The 5161-nt window shown below is 62.9% G+C and carries 1 protein-coding gene and 1 pseudogene; both read left to right on the top strand.

Annotated elements, in window-relative coordinates:
- On the top strand, positions 1-324 hold a 324-nt coding region (locus I8N66_RS35940; RefSeq protein ID WP_291165012.1), incomplete at its 5' end, for a LysR substrate-binding domain-containing protein.
- Positions 325-682: 358 nt separating this feature from the next.
- Positions 683-5161 (top strand): annotated as a pseudogene (gene ndvB / locus I8N66_RS35935) (cyclic beta-(1,2)-glucan synthase); the annotation flags it as partial.

Genomic DNA, 5161 nt, shown 5'->3' with positions numbered 1-5161 from the left:
GCCGGCCCGTTGCTGCACCTCGCCACACGGCCTAAGCTCTGGGCGAAATGGTTCGAGGCGAACGATATGGACGGTCGCGGCGCCTATCGCGGCAATCGTTTCGACCAATTCTCCATGGTGATCGAGGCGGCAACGGCCGGGCTCGGCTTCGCGCTGCTGCCACGTTATCTGATCGAGCAGGAAATTGCCGCCGGCACGCTGCGCATCGTGCTCGACCGGCCGATGCAGACCGAAAACAGCTATTATCTCGCCGTACCCGAGGGCAAGCTCGAAAACCCCATCAGCCTGGCTTTCCGCGAGTGGATCACCGAGCAGGTAGGCTGACGATCGAGGCTTTTCTTCAAATCGAGGGAACCTTCCTCGCCGCTTCACGTTTCGCCTCGTCTGCCATCCGCGATGAAGCTTGAGAAGAGGGCATTTGAGAGAGCTGTATCGAAGTGCCATTGGGGGCGCGCGCAGCGGCCGGTTTCGGCCTGAATCGTCTGTGCGCAATTCGTCCAATCTTGTATGAGCAATCCTTGCAAGCTGTTGGCACCACGGCTAAAAAATGCCATTTTCATGCATCACGCGGCCTTGAAAACCAATGCGCCGCCGGCTTTGCGATCTCCGATGCCCAGTCGAGGGCGGTGCCTGTTACCGCCAGTTCCCCACATGTGGGAATTGACGGTGGATGGGAGGACACATGACCGTGTCTAGCAATGCGCCGGCTCAGCCTGAGTTCTCAGGACCGCAGCCAACCCGGAACCCCCACGAGGACCGGGCCGATCAACCCCGGTTGGATTCAGAACCCGCACCCATGCAGCTTCAAACTACGCCGCCCACCTCTCCGCGCGAACCGGAAGCAAAGCAGATCGATTACAACGATTCGATCCGCGCCACCTTCTTCTCGATGGACGACCTCCGGCAATGCGGCGAGGACCTCGCATTGAAGGGGGTTTCCTCGCTGCCGGGTTTCTTTCCGTTCGAGTTCCGTCCGCGGCATCGTGAAAACGAGAACGAGATCCTGCGCGTCTACCGGGCGACGGCTGCAGACGTGGAAGCCGGGGCGACGATCACGCCGGCCGCCGAATGGTTGCTCGACAACCATCACGTGGTCGAAGAGGCGATCCAGGAAGTCCGGCGCGACTTCCCGCGCCGATTCTATCGCCAGCTGCCGACGCTTTCTGTTTCGGGCACGGTGATCCCGCGCACCATGGCGCTGGCCTGGCTCTATGTGGCCCACACCCACAGCACGGTGACGCGCGAAAGCATCACGGCGATGGTCGAGGGCTTCCAGAAGCACGAGACCTTCAAGATCGGCGAACTCTGGGCGCTGCCGTCGATCCTGCGCTTTGCGCTGATCGAGAACCTGCGCCGGATCGCCATCCGCGTCGAACGCTCGCGCGGCATGCGCCGCAAGGCAAACGATATCGCCGACCAGATCATCCGTCTGAATGACCCGGAGAAATGTCGGGCGCTGCTTGCGGAGTCGGAGACGCTGGCTGCCGACAACACCTTCGTCGCGCAATTGCTCTACCGCATGCGCGATGGCTCGCAGACATCGGGTGCCGTCATCGGCTGGATCGAGGAACAGCTCGAGAAGCGTGGCAGCGACGTCGAAAATGCGCTGGTCGCCGAGCAGAACCGCCTGTCGTCCGGCAACGCGACGATGAGCAACATCATCCGCAGCCTGCGCGAAATCGACGACACCGACTGGGCCGTCTGGTTCGAAAGCGTCAGCAAGATCGACGCTGCTCTTCGTGACGGCTCCGACTATGCGGCGCTCGATTTCGGCTCGCGCAACAAGTATCGCGATACGATCGAAAAGCTGGCGCGTCGCTCCGGCCACAGCGAATACGAGGTAACGCAGATCGCCATCGAGATGGTGCGCGAGGCGGAAACCGCAGCTGAGACCGAAGCGCCGCTGCAGCAGCCGAACGTCGGATCGTTCCTCGTCGGCAAGCAGCGCAAGATGCTCGAAAAGAAGATCGGCTACCGGCCGTCGCTGCTGCAGACCATTATCCGCATCGGGCGCAAGCTCGACTGGTTTGCAATCGCCGGACCGAACATTCTTTTGACGATCCTGGCGATGATCGCCGTCTACTCCTTCGTCAGCCCGATGGACATCCCGAACGGCGCGAAGCTGATCATGCTGCTCCTCTTCGCGTTGCCGGCTTCCGAAGGCGCGATGGGTCTGTTCAACACGCTGGTGACGCTGTTCGTCAAACCGTCGCGTCTGGTCGGCTATGAGTTCCTCGACGGGATTCCGGAGGACGCCCGAACGCTGGTCGCGGTGCCGTGCCTGATTTCCAAGCGCGACCATGTCGATGAGCTCGTGCGCAATCTCGAGGTGCACTATCTCGCCAATCCGCGCGGCGAAATCTACTTCGCGCTGGTCAGCGACTGGGCCGACAGCAAGGACGAGGAATCGAGTTCCGACGCCGACGTGCTCGATTATGCCAAGCGCGAGATCGCCCAGCTTTCGGCGCGCTATGCCTATGACGGAAAGACCCGCTTCTACCTGCTGCACCGCCGCCGCCTGTTCAACGAACAGGAAGGCGTGTGGATGGGCTGGGAGCGCAAGCGCGGCAAGCTGCACGAGCTGAACATGCTGCTCCGCGGCGACCGCGACACCTCGTTCCTGCAGGGTGCCAACACGGTGCCGGACAATGTGCAGTACGTGATGACGCTCGATTCCGACACGCGCCTGATGCGCGATGCGGTAACGAAGCTCGTCGGCAAGATGTACCATCCGATCAACCGCCCGGTGGTCGATCCCAAGACGCAGAATGTGATCGCCGGTTACAGCCTGCTGCAGCCGCGGGTAACGCCGTCGCTGACGACGGGAAGCGACGCCTCTGCCTTCCAGCGCATCTTCTCGTCCAACCGCGGTATCGACCCCTATGTCTTCACCGTGTCCGACGTCTACCAGGACATCGCCGGCGAAGGCAGCTTCACCGGCAAGGGCCTCTACCATGTCGACGCCTTCGAGGCGGCGCTCAAGGGACGAATCCAGGAAAACGCCGTTCTCAGCCACGATCTGCTCGAAGGTTCCTATGTGCGTTGCGCGCTGGTGACCGACGTCGAGCTCGTGGAGGACTTCCCGACCCGCTACGAGGTCGAGATGTCGCGCCAGCATCGCTGGGCGCGGGGCGATTGGCAGCTTCTGCCCTACATCTTCAACTTCTCGAACGGGCTGCCGATGCTCGGGCGCTGGAAGATGTACGACAACCTGCGTCGTTCGCTGATTCCGCTTGCCTGGCTCGTCGCCTCGGTCATGGGCTGGTACTACATGGAGCCGACCGAAGCGCTGATCTGGCAGATCGTGCTGATCTTCAGCTTGTTCGTGGCGCCGACCCTGTCGCTGATCAACGGCCTCCTGCCGCGTCGCAACGACATTGTCGCGCGCGCTCACCTTCACGCGGTGCTTACCGAAGTCCGTGCCGCCAATGCGCAAGTTGCGCTCCGCATCGTCTTCATCGCCCATAATGCGGCGATGATGGGCGACGCGATCGTGCGCTCGCTCTACCGCACCTTCGTGAGCGGCAAGCTGATGCTGGAATGGCGCACGGCCGCGCAGGTGCAGAGTGCCGGCCACGGCTCGATCGGCGATTACTATCGGGCCATGTGGATCGCACCGGCGCTTTCGGCGATTTCGCTGGCGCTTGCAGCGATTTCCGACACCGGTCTGCCGTTCATCGGCATTCCCTTTGCGCTGCTCTGGGCGCTGTCGCCTGCCGTCGCCTGGTTCGTCAGCCAGTCGGCCGAAACCGAGGACCAGCTCGTCGTCTCCGACGAGGCGATCGACGAGATGCGTCTGATCGCCCGCCGCACCTGGCGCTATTTCGAGACGTTCGTGACCGCCGAGCAGCACTTCCTGCCGCCGGACAATTTCCAGGAAACGCCGCAGCCGGTTCTGGCCGAACGGACCTCGCCGACCAATATCGGCGTCTACCTGTTGTCGGTCATGTCAGCGCGCGATTTCGGCTGGATCGGCTTCGAAGAGACGATTACCCGCCTGGAGCAGACGATCGCCACCGTCGACCGCCTGCCGAAATATCGCGGCCACCTGTTCAACTGGTATCGGACCAACACGCTCGACACCATGGAACCGCGCTACATCTCGTCGGTCGACAGCGGCAACCTTGCCGGCCACCTGATCGCCGTATCGTCGATGTGCCGTGACTGGGCCGAGGCGCCGTCGGCGCACGTCCAGGGCAGCCTGGACGGCATCGGCGACGTCGTGGCCATCCTTCAGGAGGTGCTGCGTGACCTGCCCGACGACCGCAAGACGGTCCGGCCACTGCGTCGTCTGATCGAGGAACGCATCGTCGGCTTCCAGAACGCGCTTGCCGCGGTCAAGCGTGAGCGCGAGTTCGCGTCGATCCGCGTGATCAACCTCGCGGTTCTGGCGCGCGACATGCACAAGCTCACCGTCAACCTCGACCACGAGGTGCGCACGCCGCAAAGCAATGAGGTGACGAAGTGGGCGAACACGCTTGTCAGCACCTGTGAAGCCCATATCGCCGATGGTGTCTTCGATCTCGGCGCCATCGAATCCCTGCGCCAGCGTCTGCTGGTGCTGAAGGACCGTGCGCGCGACATCGCCTTCTCGATGGATTTCGGCTTCCTGTTCCGGCCGGAACGGCGCCTGCTGTCGATCGGCTTCCGGGTCAACGCCAACGAGCTCGACGAGGCTTGCTACGACCTTCTCGCCTCGGAAGCGCGTCTCACCAGCCTGTTTGCCATCGCCAAGGGCGATCTGCCGACGGAACACTGGTACAAGCTCGGCCGTCCGATCGTGCCGATCGGTGCACGCGGTGCGCTGATCTCCTGGTCGGGCTCGATGTTCGAATATCTGATGCCGCCGCTGGTCATGCAGGAGCGGCAGGGCGGTATCCTCAACCAGACCAACAACCTGGTGGTGAAGGAGCAGATCAACCACGGCCGCCGCCTGGGCACGCCGTGGGGCATTTCCGAAGCCGCCTTCAATGCGCGCGACCACGAACTCACCTACCAGTACACCAACTTCGGTGTGCCGACGCTCGGGCTCAAGCGCGGTCTCGGCCAGAACGCGGTCATTGCGCCCTACGCCTCGATCCTCGCCTGCATGTACGACCCGAAGTCGGCGCTCGCCAATCTGGCGCGCCTTCGCGAGGTCGGCGCGCTCGGCGCTTATTGC

Source organism: Ensifer sp. SSB1 (assembly GCF_016652895.1).
GTDB lineage: Bacteria > Pseudomonadota > Alphaproteobacteria > Rhizobiales > Rhizobiaceae > Ensifer.
The sequence above is the reverse complement of the archived record's forward strand: the minus strand, read 5'-3'. Positions and strand labels throughout refer to the sequence as shown.